Source organism: Streptomyces sp. NPDC044921, assembly GCF_056432865.1.
In genome coordinates this window covers 34,928-50,607 of sequence record NZ_JBWKIF010000012.1, presented here as the reverse complement: position 1 = coordinate 50,607, position 15,680 = coordinate 34,928, and the positions used below count along the sequence as shown (strand labels likewise).

14 protein-coding genes are annotated in these 15,680 nt (G+C 71.8%); 5 read left to right on the top strand and 9 right to left on the bottom strand.

Annotated features, from left to right (window positions below; genetic code table 11):
• The first annotated feature begins 69 nt into the window (after window positions 1-69).
• The gene (locus AC07DA_RS20015) at window positions 70-1,338 is read left to right on the top strand and encodes an MFS transporter (RefSeq protein ID WP_479129506.1); all 1,269 of its coding nucleotides are present in this window, start codon (window positions 70-72) and stop codon (window positions 1,336-1,338) included.
• Window positions 1,339-1,441: 103 nt separating this feature from the next.
• On the opposite strand, the gene AC07DA_RS20010 is transcribed toward AC07DA_RS20015, so the two are convergent.
• From AC07DA_RS20010 to AC07DA_RS19980, 7 genes are all read right to left on the bottom strand, one after another.
• Window positions 1,442-2,542: a calcium:cation antiporter gene (locus AC07DA_RS20010; RefSeq protein WP_479129505.1), complete on the bottom strand. Its 1,101-nt coding sequence runs from the start codon at window positions 2,540-2,542 to the stop codon at window positions 1,442-1,444.
• Window positions 2,543-2,612: 70 nt separating this feature from the next.
• Window positions 2,613-2,915 (bottom strand): hypothetical protein, encoded by a 303-nt coding sequence (locus AC07DA_RS20005; RefSeq protein ID WP_479129504.1) that lies wholly within the window; start codon window positions 2,913-2,915, stop codon window positions 2,613-2,615.
• 129 nt (window positions 2,916-3,044) lie between these two features.
• Window positions 3,045-4,046, bottom strand: a complete 1,002-nt coding sequence (locus AC07DA_RS20000; protein WP_479129503.1) for a TerC/Alx family metal homeostasis membrane protein — start codon at window positions 4,044-4,046, stop codon at window positions 3,045-3,047.
• Between the two features lie 237 nt (window positions 4,047-4,283).
• Complete coding sequence (locus AC07DA_RS19995) at window positions 4,284-6,308, bottom strand: TerD family protein (RefSeq protein ID WP_479129502.1); 2,025 nt, start codon at window positions 6,306-6,308, stop codon at window positions 4,284-4,286.
• 78 nt (window positions 6,309-6,386) lie between these two features.
• A complete protein-coding gene (locus tag AC07DA_RS19990; protein WP_479129501.1) occupies window positions 6,387-6,965 on the bottom strand; it encodes a TerD family protein in 579 nt (192 codons plus the stop codon).
• Between the two features lie 139 nt (window positions 6,966-7,104).
• Window positions 7,105-9,252 (bottom strand): excinuclease ABC subunit UvrB, encoded by a 2,148-nt coding sequence (gene uvrB / locus AC07DA_RS19985; protein WP_479129500.1) that lies wholly within the window; start codon window positions 9,250-9,252, stop codon window positions 7,105-7,107.
• Window positions 9,253-9,292: 40 nt separating this feature from the next.
• Complete coding sequence (locus AC07DA_RS19980; RefSeq protein WP_479129499.1) at window positions 9,293-10,165, bottom strand: MHYT domain-containing protein; 873 nt, start codon at window positions 10,163-10,165, stop codon at window positions 9,293-9,295.
• Between the two features lie 292 nt (window positions 10,166-10,457).
• Here AC07DA_RS19980 and AC07DA_RS19975 point away from each other — a divergent pair, with 292 nt between their 5' ends.
• The gene (locus AC07DA_RS19975) at window positions 10,458-11,333 is read left to right on the top strand and encodes a glycerophosphodiester phosphodiesterase (RefSeq protein ID WP_479129498.1); all 876 of its coding nucleotides are present in this window, start codon (window positions 10,458-10,460) and stop codon (window positions 11,331-11,333) included.
• 138 nt (window positions 11,334-11,471) lie between these two features.
• Window positions 11,472-12,026 carry a methylated-DNA--[protein]-cysteine S-methyltransferase gene (locus AC07DA_RS19970; RefSeq protein ID WP_479129497.1) on the top strand — a complete coding sequence of 185 codons (555 nt, stop codon included), beginning with the start codon at window positions 11,472-11,474 and terminating at the stop codon, window positions 12,024-12,026.
• 19 nt (window positions 12,027-12,045) lie between these two features.
• On the opposite strand, the gene AC07DA_RS19965 is transcribed toward AC07DA_RS19970, so the two are convergent.
• The gene (locus AC07DA_RS19965; RefSeq protein ID WP_479129496.1) at window positions 12,046-12,474 is read right to left on the bottom strand and encodes a VOC family protein; all 429 of its coding nucleotides are present in this window, start codon (window positions 12,472-12,474) and stop codon (window positions 12,046-12,048) included.
• Window positions 12,475-12,584: 110 nt separating this feature from the next.
• Between AC07DA_RS19965 and AC07DA_RS19960 the strand changes: the two genes are divergently transcribed.
• Both AC07DA_RS19960 and AC07DA_RS19955 read left to right on the top strand, forming a co-directional pair.
• Entirely contained in the window at window positions 12,585-13,490 is a 906-nt protein-coding gene (locus AC07DA_RS19960) for a pseudouridine-5'-phosphate glycosidase (protein WP_479129688.1), read from the top strand.
• Between the two features lie 263 nt (window positions 13,491-13,753).
• The gene (locus AC07DA_RS19955; protein ID WP_479129687.1) at window positions 13,754-14,644 is read left to right on the top strand and encodes a carbohydrate kinase family protein; all 891 of its coding nucleotides are present in this window, start codon (window positions 13,754-13,756) and stop codon (window positions 14,642-14,644) included.
• Between the two features lie 240 nt (window positions 14,645-14,884).
• Here AC07DA_RS19955 and AC07DA_RS19950 read toward each other — a convergent pair whose 3' ends face one another.
• On the bottom strand, window positions 14,885-15,676 hold the full coding sequence (locus AC07DA_RS19950; RefSeq protein WP_479129495.1) for a methyltransferase domain-containing protein: 792 nt from the start codon (window positions 15,674-15,676) through the stop codon (window positions 14,885-14,887).
• Between the last annotated feature and the right edge of the window lie 4 nt (window positions 15,677-15,680).

Sequence of the window (15,680 nt, the reverse complement as noted above, 5' to 3'; positions counted from 1 at the left end):
CCGTAACCGCCGGTCACCGTGGGTAGTTGACGCGGCATGCACGACGTACGCACCGTAAGGGCACCCTCCATGCCGCGCCTCGCGGCCGCCTCGCTCGCCGGCACGGCCATCGAGTTCTACGACTTCTTCGTCTACGGCACCGCGGCGGCACTGATCCTGGGGCCGCTGTTCTTCCCGACCTTCTCGCCGGTGGCGGGGACGCTGGCCGCCTTCGCCACCTTCGGCGTGGGCTTCGTGGCCAGGCCGCTGGGCTCGGTGCTGTTCGGACACATCGGCGACCGGCGCGGGCGGCGGCCCGTCCTCGTCGCCTCGCTGCTGCTGACCGGAGCCTCCACGGTCGCGGTCGGCTGCGTGCCGACCTACGACACGATCGGCGTGGCCGCTCCCCTGCTGCTCCTGGTGCTGCGCTTCCTGCAGGGGCTGGGACTCGGCGGGGAGTGGGGCGGGGCGGTGCTGCTGACGGTGGAACACGCGCCCGCCGGACGGCGCGGGCTGTGGTCGAGCTTCCCGCAGGTCGGGCCGGCCCTGGGGTTCCTGCTCGCCAACGGGGTGGTCCTGGGACTGTCCTCGGCGCTGTCCGAGGAGCAGTTCGCCGCATGGGGGTGGCGGGTGCCGTTCTGGGTCGCGGGCGTGCTGGCCGTGGTGGGGCTGTGGCTGCGCTCCTCGCTCGCCGAGAGCCCGCGCTTCCTGGAGCTCGACGAGCACGCGCGCGTGCCGCTCGTCGAGGTCGTGCGCCATCACTGGCGCCTCCTCCTGCTGACCGGCGGCGCCCTCGCCATCGGCTACGCGATCTTCTACGCCGTGACGACCTGGTCCCTCGCCTACGGCACGGAGCGGCTCGGTGTCGGCCGCGATGTCATGCTGACCTGCATCATGGCCGCGGTGGTGGTGAAGGGCGCGCTCACGCCCCTGGTGGCGCTGCTCGGCGACCGCTACGGGCGGCGGCCGCTGTGCCTGACCGGCTGCGCCGCCGCGGCCCTGTGGATGTTCCCGATGGTCGCGCTGCTCGCCACCGGCGCGCCGCTGCCGATGTTCCTCGGCTTCCTCGGCGCGATGCTCTCGTTCATCACGATGTTCGCCGTGATCGCCGCGTACCTGCCGGAGCTCTACGAGCCGCGGGTGCGCTGCACCGGTGCCGCCGTCGGCTACAACCTCGGCGGTGTCTTCGGGGGCGCGCTCACCCCGATCGTGGCCACGGCCCTCGCCGAACAGGGCGGTCGGGTGCCGTGGGGTGTGGCCGCGTACCTGACGGCGATCGCGCTGTTCAGTCTGGCGTGCTTCGCGATGCTGCCGGAGACACGGCCGGTGCCGGCCGGGGCGGCCGCCGAGGCGGCTTGAGACGGGCACGGAGGGACGAGCGTGCGTAAGCGCTCGCGCAAGCGCTTACGCGCCCTCATGGGTTGACAGCCTCACCGGTTGACACCCTCACCGGTTGACCCCCTCACGGGTTGATCGCCAGCTCCAGGTACGCGGCGAACAGCACCAGGTGGACGCCGCCTTGAAGCGGCGTCGCCCGGCCGGGTACGACGGTCAGCGAGGCGACCACCACCGTCAGGGCGAGCAGCACCATGTGCGTGGCGCCGAGGCCGAGGACCAGGGGGCCGGAGAGCCAGAGCGAGGCGAGCGCGACGGCGGGGATGGTCAGGCCGATGCTGGCCATCGCCGAACCGAGGGCGAGGTTCAGGCTGGTCTGGACACGGTCGCGGCGGGCGGAGCGCAGGGCGGCGATGGTCTCCGGCAGGAGAACCAGCAACGCGATGATCACACCGACGACGGCGTGGTGCAGACCCGCCGCCTCCACTCCGGACTCGATGGTGGGCGAGACCCCTTTGGCCAGGCCGACCACCCCGATCAGGGCCAGACCCAGCAGTCCCAGGCTGACCAGGGCGGTGCGGGCGGTCGGCGCCTCGGCGTGCGCCTCCGTGGTGATCACCTCGCCGTGCCGGGTGATCGGCAAGAAGTAGTCCCGGTGCCGCACGGTCTGCGTCGTGACGAACAGGCCGTACAGCACCAGCGAGGACAGCGCAGCGAAGGTCAGCTGGACCGTGGAGAACTCCGGGCCGGGCTTGCTGGTGGTGAACGTCGGCAACACCAGGCTGAGCGTGGCCAGGGTGGCGACGGTCGCGAGTGCCGCCCCGGTGCCCTCGGGGTTGAAGACGGCCGTGCGGTGCCGCAGCGAGGCCACCAGCAGACACAGCCCGATGATGCCGTTGCAGGTGATCATCACGGCGGCGAAGACCGTGTCGCGCGCCAGGCTCGCGGTCTTGTCCCCGCCGTCGACCATGAGGGTGACGATGAGGGCGACCTCGATGATCGTCACGGCGACGGCGAGGACGAGGGAGCCGAACGGTTCGCCGACCCGGTGGGCCACCACCTCGGCGTGGTGCACCGCTGCCAGCACGGCTCCCGCGAGGACCAGCGTCACCAGGGCGACGATCGCGCCGGGCAGCTCGCGCCCCCAGGTGAGCACCAGCAGCACGGCGGCCAGCACGGGCACCAGGGTCGTCCACTGTGCCACGAGCGGCCGGCGCCGAGCGATCATGCAGTGATCGTCCCAGAGGTGGCGGAGCCCCGCACTCCGGTCGTGCGGGCCCCGTCACCCGCGGGACGCCCTACGTGAGGTCACGCGCGTCCAGCAGGTCGCAGTTGGTGTAGACCCGGTCGCCGATGCAGAGCGCGCCCACCCGTTCCGCCAGTCTGCTGGTCTCGGGGTCGTCGCTGTTGCGCATGGCCTCCTCGTACGAGTCGAACTCGATGAGGGCCAGGTAGCGGCGGGGGTTGTCCCGGTCCTTCAGGAGCGTCCGGCGGGTGGGGCCGCCCGACCGGCCGGCCAAGCGCTGCCCGGCTTCTTCGAAGATCTGCTCCATCTCGTCCAAGCGCTCGGTCTCGAAGTCGATGATCTGAACGAACTTCACGGCACCTCCAGCCGGCCACGGCGCCCCCGGGACGGGGAACGCGCTCAGGACCAAGCAAGCACCGGGACCGGTGGTCGGCAATTCGCCGACCACCGGTCCGGGTGATGGTTGTTCCTGCGTCCGACGGGGTCAGACGTCGATGCTGTCCTTCGGAGCGCTTCCGCTCTCCCCCTGTGCCGCCTCGGCCGCCGCCTGCTTCTTGGAGGCCCGGAGGCTGGTGATCGTGGTGACGATCAGGACGGAGCAGATCACGCCGAGCGAGACCGGAATGCTGATCTCGGGGACGTGCACCCCGGACTCGTGCAGGGCGTGCAGCACCAGCTTCACGCCGATGAAGCCCAGGATGATCGACAGGCCGTAGCTGAGGTGGACCAGCTTCTTGAGCAGGCCGCCGATGAGGAAGTACAGCTGGCGCAGACCCATCAGGGCGAACGCGTTGGCGGTGAAGACGATGTACGGGTCCTGGGTCAGGCCGAAGATCGCGGGGATGGAGTCCAGGGCGAACAGGACGTCCGTCATGCCGATCGCGAGCATCACGACCAGCATCGGGGTCATGACCCGCTTGCCGTTCTCCTGGATCCACAGCTTGGTGCCGTGGTAGCGGTCGGCCACGCCGAAGCGTCGCTCGACGGCCTTGAGGAGCTTGTTCTCCTCCCACTCCTCGTCCTCCTCCTCCGCGCGGGCCTCCTGGATGAGCTTCCAGGCGGTCCAGATGAGGAAGGCGCCGAAGAGGTAGAACACCCACGAGAAGCTGGCGAGGATCGCGGCACCGGCTGCGATGAAGATCGCGCGCAGGACCAGGGCGATGAGGACGCCGATGAGCAGCACGCGCTGCTGGTACTGCGAGGGCACCGCGAACTTCGCCATGATCAGGACGAAGACGAACAGGTTGTCGACGCTCAGTGACTTCTCGGTGATGAAGCCCGCGAAGAACTCACCGGCCGGCTGACCGCCGGCGAAGACCAGCAGGCCGAGCCCGAAGAGCACGGCGAGGACGATCCAGACGATCGTCCAGATTCCGGCTTCCTTGATCGACACGTCGTGCGGCTTGCGGCCGATGAAGAAGTCGACCGCGATGAGGGCGGCCAGGCCCACGATCGTCAGGACCCATAGGGTCACGGAAACATCCACTGCGCCTCCGGCAGTCGTCACGGCAAAAGTCAGCGTCGTAGCTGCCGGAGGTCTCTTCCACCCAAGGATGGGCCGACGCCCCGGGACCAGGTGCGGTCTTCACCGACCTGCTCCGTATTGACGGGTACGCCGCAGCAGACAGGGAGTACTCCCCTCCGTGCCCTCCACACTACCCAATCACCAAGAGCAGGTAAAGCGCTTGGCAAAAGAAAGACCAAGAACGCTGGTCAGGAGGCTTTACGCGTACTTGGTACGGGCCGCCGCGACCCGCGCGAGCACCTGCTGGAGCACCTGACTCCCGGGCGGCACGAGCGACGGCTCGTACGTCCAGGCGTGGCCGACCCACGGGTCGGCGAGGTGGTCGTCGGGCACGGGCGTCAGTCGCAGCAGGGAGCGCCACAACGGGTCCAGCAACGGCCCGTACGCGGAGGACTCCTCACGGTCGGCCACCATCATCAGGTGGACCCCGAAGGCGGGACCCTCGTCGGCGAGATAGCGCAACTGGTTCACCGCCCGGTCGTCGAAGCCGTGCGGGAAGTCGTTGACGATCAGCAACTGCTGGGCGGTGTCGAACCCGGGCGGGAGGGCGTCCGCGGCGCCGCCCCGGACCGCCATCTGCACCAGGTCGACCCGCTGGGTCAGCCGGGTCAGCACGTCCGTCACGCCCGCCGCGCCGAGCGCGGGCGGGGCCGCGAGCACACCGCTCTGCACGAGGGGCGCCAGCGGCTGCGCTCCCGAGCCGGCCGGGTCGACGACGTGGACGGTGAACTCGCCCGCCGGGTAGACGGCGAGCAGCCGCGCCGCGTGCGCGACCGCCGTCTCCATGGCGAGACGTGCCAGGGAGTGGGCGTCGGCGAACGAACCGTCGGACGACGCGGTGCGACCGCTGTCGATCCACAGGCCGCGCTCCAGCGGCAGCCGGACCAGCATCGGGATCCGGACCCCTTCCGCCTCGGGAAGGTGGAGGTCGCCCAGGCGCAGGGCCATGGGGATCTCCATCGGCACCCGGTAGGCGTGCCACACCGGGTTGTCCCAGCGGGCGTACGCCGGTGGCAGGGCCGGTTCGACGACGTCCGCCTCGGCCTGCAGCTGGGCGAGGTCCCGGTCGAGGGCTTCCCGGGCCTGGTCGACGAGCTGGGCGTGCCGGGCGCGGGCCGCCTCGCGGGCCGCGTCGCCCTGCCCGCCGGTCCGGCTGCGCGGGTCGGACAGGACCTGTTCGAGTTCCTTGTCCATGCGGGACTCGGCGAAGTCGACGGCGCTGCGGTAGGCGGCCGTGGTCCGGGCGAGGTCCTCGAACATGCCCCACACCTGGTTGTAGAGCCGCTCCTCCATGGACCAGCCGGTCGCGTCGCCCGCGACGGGCTGGGCGGGCTGTCCGGGCGCGGCCGGGGGCGCGGTGGGCGGCGGCGGGGGCGGGGCGGCGTTCTGCCGGCGCGGGTGGCTGTAGTCGATCGGGCCGCCGCCCGCCGCGGGAGTCGACGGCTGGGTGACGGCGTGGGGGTCCGCTGTGGCGCCGGGGTACGACGACGGCGGCTGCGGGGTCGTTTGTCCCGGGCCGCCGGACGTCTGGCCGCCGTACGGGGACACCGGCGGGACCGGCCCGGGCTGGGGTGCCGGGCCGCCCTGGTCCGGGCCGAGCGCCGGGGCCGCCGCCTGCCGGGAGCGGTCGCCCTCCGCGGTGCGCGGCGGGGGTGCCTGCACCGAGCGCGCCAGTCCGTGGGCCACCGCCTCGTCGATGCTGCCGGCGAGCTGCTGGGCCTGCGGCAGGCCCTGGTCGGTGAGGAGTTCGGCGAGGCCACCGGCGTAGCCCTGGCCGACGGCGCGCACCTTCCAGGCGCCCTGCCGGCGGTAGAGCTCCAGGGCGACGACGGCCGACTCCGCGTCCAGGCCGTGGATGGTGTAGCTGGCGATCTCGGCGCCGTCGAGACCGGTGACGGCGACGAACGGGGCGGCCACGGAGCCGAAACGGACCGGGCCCGCTCCGCCGGTGGGCAGGGCGAGCAGCACGCCGACCCGGTGGACGGTCTCGGGCATGGCGTCCAGGTCCACGGCGAGGCGGTGGTCCGCGGCGGCCTGCCGGGAGACCTCGAGACCCGGCTGGGTGGGCGCGCCCGGGTGGGCGACCCACTCCACGCCGTGGATCCGGCCGTGCTCGTCGCTGAGCGCGGCCGCGGCCACGATCGGCGTGCCGGCCGAGATCCGGATCTCGAGACGGGCCTGGGAGAGCGGGTGGTTCTGCCCCCGCACCAGCTCGGCCGTCATCGCCTTTCGTCCCCCTGTGTCGTTGTCTGGTGTCGTGTGCTGCCCGCCGGGCCCGCCGGTCCGGGCCGCGGGGTGCTCTCAGAGCACCGGCAGGATCGCCGGCATCAGGTCCTGGAAGGTGCGGCCGTTGGCCGGGTTGCCCAGGGCCGTCATCGTCCAGCCGGAGCCCGAGCGGTGCACCTTGGCCATGATCTGGGCCGTGTACTGGCCGCCGCCGGCCAGCGTGTAGCGGGCGAGCTCCTGGCCGTTGGTCTCGTCGACGAGGCGGCAGAACGCGTTCTGCACCTCCTGGAACGTCTGGCCCGTGAAGGAGTTCACGGTGAAGACGATCTGGTCGATGTGGACCGGGACCCGAGACAGGTCGACGAGGATCGCCTCGTCGTCGCCGCCCTGGCCGACACCGCCGACGAGGTTGTCGCCGGTGTGGCGGACCGAGCCGTCGTCGCTCACCAGGTGGCGGAAGAAGACCACGTCGACCGGCTGCTTGTCGGCGAACAGCACGGCGGAGGCGTCGAGGTCGACCTCTCGCGTACGCGAGCCGAACAGGCCGCGCCGGGGAGCCGCCTGCCAGCCGAGACCCATGCGCACCGCGGTCAGGCTGCCCCCGTCGTTCTTCTGCAGACTGATGGCCTGACCCTTGGTCATGTTGACGGTCACGCGCTGATTCCCCTCTCGAACGTCCCCTGTTGCCGCGCGGTCGCGGTTGACCAGCACCTTACGCAGGGGCACTGACAGTGACGTAGCCCGCTCCGCACTTTGTGTCGGTCTTGCAACACAGCGCGTACGCGGTGCGCCGTCAGGCCAGACCGGCCTCCTTCATCTGGCGCAGTTCCTTCTTCATCTCGGAGACCTCGTCGCGCAGCCGGGCCGCGATCTCGAACTGGAGGTCCGCGGCGGCGGCCCGCATCCGCACGGTGAGTTCCTCGATCTGCTCGGCGAGTTCGGCCGCGGGGCGGTCGGTCGGCACCGTCTCCTTGGACGCCTTGCCCTTGCCCTTGGCGGGCTTGGCCAGCTCGGCCGCCTTGCCGAGGGAGGGCACGGGCGCCTTGGTGCCGCCGCCGTCCTTCCTCGACTTGCGGTAGCCCGAGCCGAGCAGCTGCTCCGTGTCGACGTCCTCGCGGGCGATCTGGGCGACGATGTCGTTGATCTTCTTGCGCAGGGGCTGCGGGTCGATGCCCTTCTCCGTGTTGTACGCGATCTGCTTCTCCCGGCGGCGGTTGGTCTCGTCGATGGCCTTCTCCATCGCCGGGGTGATCTTGTCGGCGTACATGTGGACCTGGCCGGAGACGTTGCGCGCGGCGCGGCCGATGGTCTGGATCAGGGACGTGCCGGAGCGCAGGAAGCCCTCCTTGTCGGCGTCCAGGATCGCCACCAGGGACACCTCGGGCAGGTCGAGGCCCTCGCGCAGCAGGTTGATGCCGACGAGGACGTCGTACTCACCGGCGCGCAGCTCGCGCAGGAGCTCGACGCGGCGCAGCGTGTCGACGTCGCTGTGCAGGTAGCGCACCTGGATGCCCAGCTCCAGGAAGTAGTCCGTGAGGTCCTCGGCCATCTTCTTGGTGAGCGTGGTGACCAGGACGCGCTCGTCCTTCTCGATGCGCTGCCGGATCTCGTGCACCAGGTCGTCGATCTGGCCCTCGGTGGGCTTGACGACGACCTCCGGGTCGACGAGGCCGGTGGGGCGGATGATCTGCTCGACGTAGCCGTCCGCGCGGGACATCTCGTAGGTGCCCGGGGTGGCCGAGAGGTAGACCGTCTGGCCGATGCGCTCCTGGAACTCCTCCCACTTCAGCGGGCGGTTGTCCAGGGCGGACGGCAGGCGGAAGCCGTGGTCGACCAGGGTCCGCTTGCGGGAGGCGTCGCCCTCGTACATGGCGCCGATCTGCGGGACCGTCACGTGCGACTCGTCGATGACGAGGAGGAAGTCGTCCGGGAAGTAGTCCAGCAGGGTGTTGGGCGGGGAGCCGGGCAGGCGGCCGTCGAAGTGCATCGAGTAGTTCTCCACGCCGGAGCAGGTGCCGATCTGGCGCAGCATCTCGATGTCGTAGGTGGTGCGCATGCGCAGGCGCTGGGCCTCCAGGAGCTTGCCCTGCTTCTCCAGCTCCGCGAGGCGCTCGGCCAGCTCCTTCTCGATGTCGTTGACGGCCCGCTCCAGACGCTCGGGGCCCGCGACGTAGTGGGAGGCCGGGAAGACGTAGAGCTGCTGGTCGTCGCTGATGATCTCGCCGGTGAGCGGGTGCAGGGTGGAGAGCGCCTCGATCTCGTCGCCGAACATCTCGATGCGGACGGCGAGCTCCTCGTAGACCGGGAAGATCTCGATCGTGTCGCCGCGGACGCGGAAGGTGCCCCGGGCGAAGGCCATGTCGTTGCGCGTGTACTGGATGTCCACGAAGCGGCGCAGCAGCTCGTCGCGGTCGATCTCGTCGCCGACCCGGAGGGGGACCATGCGGTCCACGTACTCCTGCGGGGTGCCGAGGCCGTAGATGCAGGACACCGAGGCGACCACGACGACGTCGCGGCGGGTGAGCAGCGAGTTGGTCGCGGAGTGCCGCAGGCGCTCCACCTCCTCGTTGATCGAGGAGTCCTTCTCGATGTAGGTGTCCGACTGCGGGACGTAGGCCTCGGGCTGGTAGTAGTCGTAGTACGAGACGAAGTACTCGACCGCGTTGTTCGGCAGCAGCTCGCGGAACTCGTTCGCCAGCTGGGCGGCCAGCGTCTTGTTCGGCGCCATGACGAGCGTGGGGCGCTGGAGCTTCTCGATCATCCACGCGGTGGTGGCGGACTTGCCGGTGCCGGTCGCGCCGAGCAGGACGACGTCCTTCTCGCCCGCCTGGATGCGCCGGGCGAGTTCGGCGATGGCCGCGGGCTGGTCGCCGCTGGGCTGGTAGGGGCTGACGACCTCGAAGGGCGCCACCGTGCGTTCGATGTGGGAAACGGGCCGCATGGGTTCCACCGTACGACCTCCCACTGACAACCGGCTCTGATCAGCGGTTCTGCGGGGTGCGGAAGCTCTGGTGCCGCACGGGGCGATGGGGGCGGAGCCGCAGGCGCGCCGGGTTGTGGTGGACGGTGTGGTGCGTGCGGGCGGGGATGCCGGGCTTGTGCTCGACGGGGGCGACGGCGGGCTTGCCCATGACCATCAGCGGGTCGAACATCACCACGACGCCGGCGAGCAGGAGGAACGCGAGCGGGCCGATCAGCATGGGGGCGAGCAGGGCGGCGGGCGACTCCCCCGTGGTGGGCTCGGCCGTGCCGTGGAGGTGGACGCTGAGGGCGGCCATCCCGGTGTAGTGCATGCCGCTGACGGCCAGGCCCATGACGAGGCTGGCGCCGACGCTCCACATCAGGCCGCGGACCTGGCCGGCCGCCCACAGGGCGGCGGTGGCGGCGCACATGGCGATCACGACGGAGGCGCCGACGGTGACGGTGTTGTACTCGAACTTCCCGTCCAGGCTCATGCTCGCCATGCCGAGGTAGTGCATGGAGGCGATGCCCAGGCCGGTGATCGTCCCGCCGGTGAACAGGGCGGTTCCGCGGGCGCCCTTGTAGCCGACGATGAAGATCCCGACACCCACCATCACGATCGCGACGGCCAGGCTCGCGAAGGTCATCGCCTTGTCGTAGTGGATCGGGGTCCCCCGGACCGTGAAGCCCATCATGGCGATGAAGTGCATGGTCCATATGCCGGAGCCGATGGCGGCCGAGCCGAGGGCGAGCCAGCCGGGGCGCCAGGAGTGGGCGACCAGCATGGATCTGGTGGTGCAGCGCAATCCCAGGGCACCGCCGAGGCAGGCCATGAGGTAGGCGACCAGCGGTGTGACCAGCCCGTAGCTGAATCCGTCGACCGTGCTGTGCATGCGCGGCTGCCCTTCCCGCCTTTGCGTCCCGGAATACCTGATGTGCGCCCCCCCTCCCAGGACCGCACGAGCGGTCAGGGTCGACGCAGAGAGTATGACCCCCACCGGAATGGTCGAACGACTTTCCGGCAAAGAAACACGGCCCTGCCCCAGTTGTGCGGCATCAGTGAGCGGAGTTGGGTCTCCTGCGTTCAGTTCGTGGCCATCCTGCGCCCCTCTCGTGTTGACCCTCTGCTGTCACAGTTGTGCTGTCCGTGATGAAGCCGATGAACGTTCGACGCGAGGAGTACGCATGCACGCGCGCGCTGTTGCCGCCTCGACCACCGCGCTCCTGGGGACCGCCGCCCTCCTCTTCCCCGTCTCCCCCGCGCGGGCCGCCACCGACGGCGGCGGCCCGCCCCGTGTCGTCGCGCACCGGGGTGCCTCCGCGTACGCGCCCGAGAACACGCTGGCCGCGGTGGACAAGGCGGCGGAGCTGGGCATCCGCTGGGTGGAGAACGACGTCCAGCGCACCAGGGACGGCGAGCTGGTCGTCCTGCACGACGACAACCTGCGGCGCACCACCGATGCCGAGGAGGTCTTCCCCGACCGGGCCCCCTGGAAGGTGAGGGACTTCACGGCGGCGGAGATCGCCCGGCTGGACGCGGGCAGCTGGTTCGGCCCCGCGTACGCGGGCGCGCGCGTGCCGACGCTGGAGCAGTTCGTGCGCCGTGTCGAGCGGCACCACCAGAAGCTGCTGCTGGAGATCAAGAACCCGGAGCTCTATCCCGGCATCGAGCGGCAGACGCTGAAGGTCCTCAGCAACGAGGGCTGGCTCGACCGGTCGCATCTGGCGGGCCGGCTGATCGTGCAGAGCTTCAGCGCGGACAGCGTGCGGACGGTGCACGCGCTCAAGCCCGGGGTGAAGACCGCGCTCCTCGGGACACCGTCCGTGTCGGACCTGCCGAACCTGGCCGGCTTCGCCGACCAGATCAACCCCTCGCACGCTTCGATCAGCCTGGCGTACGTCTCCTCCGTCCAGGCGTTCAGGGGACCGCACGGCAGGCCGCTGGAGGTCTTCACCTGGACGGTCGACGACGCGGCGACGGCCCGGCGGGTCGTCGGGTACGGCGTCGACGGGATCATCACGAACAGGCCGGACGTGGTCCGGAAGGCCGTGGGAGGGTGACGGCCCGTGCCGGAGGAGGGCGACTCAAGGTCTCGGGGGAGGGCTTGCGCGGCTGGCAGGCGGTTCGGACGGCGCTCCGGCTGAGGTGATCGGTCCCGGCCGGAGGGCGCTGTCGGTGGTGGGTCGTACGGTGGGCGCATGGACAGTCAGGAGCAGGTCGGGCAGCGGGTCGTGTGGGCCGTGATCGGCACCCGGATCGGTCCGCTGCTGCTGGCCGCGACGAAGGACGGCCTGGTGAACGTCGTGTTCCACGCGACGGACGCGGTACGGGACCGGGCGGTCGAGCAGCTGGCGTCGCGGTTCGGTACCGAGCCCGTCGAGGCGCCCGGTTCTCCGCTGCTCGCCGAGGCGATACGCCAGGTGGAGGCGTACTTCGCCGGTGAGCTCCGGGACTTCGACCTGCCGCTGGACTGGTCGCTGATCTCCGGCTTCAACCGGCAGGTCCTGCGCGCGCTCGCCGCCGGCGTGCCGTACGGCTCGGTCGTGGGGTACGGCGATCTCGCCGGGCGGGTCGGGCAGCCGGGGGCCGCACAGGCCGTCGGCATGGCGATGGGGGCCAATCCGCTCCCCGTGGTGGTGCCCTGCCACCGGGTCGTCGAGAGCGGCGGCGGCATCGGAGGGTTCGGGGGCGGGCTGGAGACCAAGCGGAGGCTGCTCGCCCTGGAGGGCGTGCTTCCCGAGCCGCTGTTCTGAGGCCGCGCCGGGTGCCTGGTCAGTCGTAGTGCCGTGCCTCGAAGACGTTGCCGTCCGGGTCCCGGAAGTAGAAGCTGCGGGTGGCCTTGCCCTGCGCTCCGAAGGAGTCGTGCGAAAGGCCCGACACGGGGACGGAGCGTTCCTGCAGGCGGCTGAGGAGCGCGTCGAAGTCGCCGCAGGGCAGGGACAGGCAGACGTGGTTCACGGGGTGCCCCGCGCTGTCGGAGGCGCCGGGCAGCATCGTCATGCGTTCCGCGAAGGTCAGCGGCATGAGGTCGAGGATGGTCTCGTCGTTGACACGCACGGAGGGGAACGGCACCTGGCCGGCGGCGAACTCGGTCAGCCTGATCGCCTCCAAGCCGACGGCCTTCGCGTAGAAGTCGGCGGCGGCGAGCGGGTCGCGCACCCAGAGGACGACGTGGTCGAGACGTGCTGTGTGGTCGGTCATGCACCCCAGGCTCCTGAGCGGTCCGACGGCCCGCAAGGGTTTGGCCCGGTGTGCCGCCCGCCAGGGATGAGTAAAGACCGACTGGCCGGCTGACGGGAGGCAGGCGCGTGGTGCTGGTGGTGTCCGAAGAGGTGCGGGAGGCGCTCGACGCGGGTCGGCCCGTGGTGGCGCTGGAGTCCACGATCATCGCCCACGGGTTGCCGCGGCCCCGCAACCTCCAGGTGGCGCTGGAGCTGGAGACGGCCGTGCGGCAGGAGGGCGCGGTGCCCGCCACGATCGCCGTGCTGGACGGGCGGCCCCGCGTCGGGCTGGACAAGGAGCAGCTGGAACGGGTCGCGAACGAGGACGGCATCCGCAAGCTGGGCCATCGCGACCTGCCGCTCGCCGTGGCCTCCGGGGCGAGCGGGGCGACCACGGTGTCCGCGACCGCGCTGCTGGCTGCGCTGGCCGGGGTGCGGGTGTTCGCCACGGGCGGGCTCGGCGGTGTGCACCGCGAGTGGACGGTGACCCAGGACGAGTCGGCCGATCTGAGGCTGCTCGCCCGGACGCGGATCACGGTGGTGTGCGCCGGGGTGAAGTCGATCCTGGACGTGCCGGCGACCCTGCAGCGGCTGGAGACGCTCGGGGTGGCGGTGGCCGGGTACGGCACGGACCGGTTCCCCGGCTTCTACCTGTCCGACTCGGGGCATCCGGTGGACTGGACGCTGGGGACGCCGGAGCAGGTGGCGGACGCCATGCGGGCCCAGGACGCGCTCGGCGGTCCCGGGTCCGCGCTGATCGTGGCCCATCCCGTGCCCGCGGCGGAACAGCTCGATCCGGACCTGCACGCACGCGTGCTGGCGGACGCGTTGCAGGCCTGCGAGGCGGAGGGGATCACCGGTCAGGCGGTCACCCCGTTCCTGCTCGACTACCTGGTACGGCACACCGACGGTGCCTCCCTGAGCGCCAACCTGGCGGCGGTCCGCGGCAATGTCCGCCTGGCGGCGCGGATCGCGGCGGCTTGGGCCCGGGGATGAGCGGGGGCGGGCCCGGAGGCGGTCGCGGAGTGGACCCCGCGGGCAGCGGTGGTGGAGTGGACGCCGCCGGGGGCGAGGGCGGAGGGGGTGCAGCGGGGAGCGGTGGCGGAGCGGATGCCACCGGTGGCCATGACGGAAGCGGTCCCGCGAGGAGCGGTGGCGGAGCGGATGCCACCGGTGGCCACGGCGGAAGGGGTGCCGCAGGGAGCGGTGGCGGAGCGGGTGCCGCGGGCGGCGCTGTCGGCTCGGGCGCGCCGCGGGCGCTGCTCGTCGTCGGAGACGTCGTCACGGACGTTGTCGCGCGGCATCGGGGACCGCTCGCCGCCGGCACGGACACGGCTGCCGCCATCCGGACGCTGCCGGGCGGGGCGGGCGCCAACGTGGCCTGCTGGGCCGCCCACCAGGGCGCCGCGGAGGTGCGGCTGCTCGGGCGGGTCGGGGCGGAGGCGGCTGCCTGGCACGAGCGGGAACTGGTAGCGCAGGGTGTGCGTCCGCGGCTCGTCGTCGACCCGCGGGCACCGACCGGCACGGTGATCTGCCTGGTCGACGAGGGCGCTTCGGCGGAGCGGACGTTCCTCACCGACAGCGGCGCGTCCCTGCGGCTGGAACCCGCCGACTGGTCGGACGCGCTGCTCGACGGCGTCGCCCGGCTCCATCTGTCGGGCTACCTGCTGTTCTCGGAGCCGGGCCGCGCGCTGGTGACCGTGGTCCTGGAGGATGCACGCGCGCGTGGAGTGCCGGTGAGTCTGGACCCTGCTTCGACCGGGTTCCTCCGGGAACTGGGCGCCGAGCGGTTCCTGGCGCTCGTGGAGGGCGTGGACGTACTGCTGCCCAGCCGGGACGAGGCGTGTCTGCTCACGGGGGTGACGGATGCGGCCGACGCGGCGGCCGAGCTGAGCCGGCGCGTTCCGCTGGTGGTGGCCAAACAGGGGTGCGAGGGGGCGCTCGTGGCGCGCGCCGGGAAGGTGCGCGCCCGCGTTCCCGCCGTGGCGGCGAGGCCGCGGGACACCACGGGAGCCGGTGACGCCTTCACCGGCGCGTTCCTCGCCGCCCTGCTCGCGGGCGCCGGACCGGCGGACGCGGCGGCGGAGGGCTGCCGGGCGGGTGCGCGGGCGGTGGAGCGGGTGGGGGGACGGCCGCCTCCGCCGGACTGACGGCGCGCCCTGCGCCCCTGGCGCAGACGCGCTGACGCCTACGGCCGAGCCACGATCACGTCCAACGACCACGACCACGACCACGACCGCGCCCGACGACTACGGCCCGGGCACGACCACGACCACGACTACGGCCCGGGCACGACCACGACTACGGCCGGTCCACGACCACGCCCCACGCCTGCCGCCCGGGCCACGACCACGCCCGACGACTACGGCCGCGCCTCCCGCCACCGCCCCCTACTCCCTGCGTCCCCACGCCGAGATCATCGGCGGCGTCGTCAGGTCGAGCGCGCCCGACGTGACGTTCGCGAGGTGGCGGTCGATGTCCTGGTCCGTGGCGAGCCCGGCGGCAACCAGCTGGTCGCGGACCTGGCGGATCGTCGCGGACTCCAGGGCCGCGCAGGCCGGTGAGGTGAGGGGGAAGTAGGCGTCGGCGTGGACGCGGGTCAGTCCGGCCTCCCGGAGCAGTCGGGGCAGGGTACGTCCGCAGGGCAGATCGGTGCCGCGGTCGGCGAGCAGCTCGCGGAAGCCGCTGCGCAGCCGGTTCGCGAGCTGCTGCTCGGGGCCGTACTCGTCGGGGCACAGCAGGGGCTGAAGGGCGGGGTCGGCGTCCTCGACGAGGAGGCGGCCGCCGGGGCGCAGGGCCCGGACCATGGACCGCAAGGCCCGCTCGCGGTCGGTGACGTGGACGAGGGCGAGGCGGGCGTGCACCAGGTCGAAGCCCTCCCCGGGCGGCTCCTGGGACCCGAGTTCGTGGACCAGCACCTCCACGGGTGGCCGGGCCGCGGAGGCCAGCCGCGCCGTGTCGCCGCCGGTGGCGACGACGCGTCCGGTGGGGCCGACCTTCTTCGCGAGCCAGGCCACCACGGTCGTGCCGGCTCCGACCTCCCAGCAGCGCCAGCCGGATCCGATGCCGAGCGTTTCGAGATGCCGGAACGTCGTGGGGTCGAAGAGGGCGGCGAAGGCGCTGAAGTGCTCGGCCGCCTCGGTCTGCGGGGTGTCGAGGAGGTACCCGTCGGTTCGCGTCATGCCG

What these genes read in the sequence shown, in the direction of transcription:
- AC07DA_RS20015 (WP_479129506.1), top strand. Translation starts at nt 70, where the DNA reads ATGCCGCGCCTCGCGGCCGCCTCGCTCGCCGGCACGGCCATCGAGTTC.
- AC07DA_RS20010 (WP_479129505.1), bottom strand. Translation starts at nt 2,542, where the DNA reads ATGATCGCTCGGCGCCGGCCGCTCGTGGCACAGTGGACGACCCTGGTG.
- AC07DA_RS19995 (WP_479129502.1), bottom strand. Translation starts at nt 6,308, where the DNA reads ATGACGGCCGAGCTGGTGCGGGGGCAGAACCACCCGCTCTCCCAGGCC.
- uvrB (WP_479129500.1), bottom strand. Translation starts at nt 9,252, where the DNA reads ATGCGGCCCGTTTCCCACATCGAACGCACGGTGGCGCCCTTCGAGGTC.
- AC07DA_RS19980 (WP_479129499.1), bottom strand. Translation starts at nt 10,165, where the DNA reads ATGCACAGCACGGTCGACGGATTCAGCTACGGGCTGGTCACACCGCTG.
- AC07DA_RS19975 (WP_479129498.1), top strand. Translation starts at nt 10,458, where the DNA reads ATGCACGCGCGCGCTGTTGCCGCCTCGACCACCGCGCTCCTGGGGACC.
- AC07DA_RS19970 (WP_479129497.1), top strand. Translation starts at nt 11,472, where the DNA reads ATGGACAGTCAGGAGCAGGTCGGGCAGCGGGTCGTGTGGGCCGTGATC.
- AC07DA_RS19965 (WP_479129496.1), bottom strand. Translation starts at nt 12,474, where the DNA reads ATGACCGACCACACAGCACGTCTCGACCACGTCGTCCTCTGGGTGCGC.
- AC07DA_RS19950 (WP_479129495.1), bottom strand. Translation starts at nt 15,676, where the DNA reads ATGACGCGAACCGACGGGTACCTCCTCGACACCCCGCAGACCGAGGCG.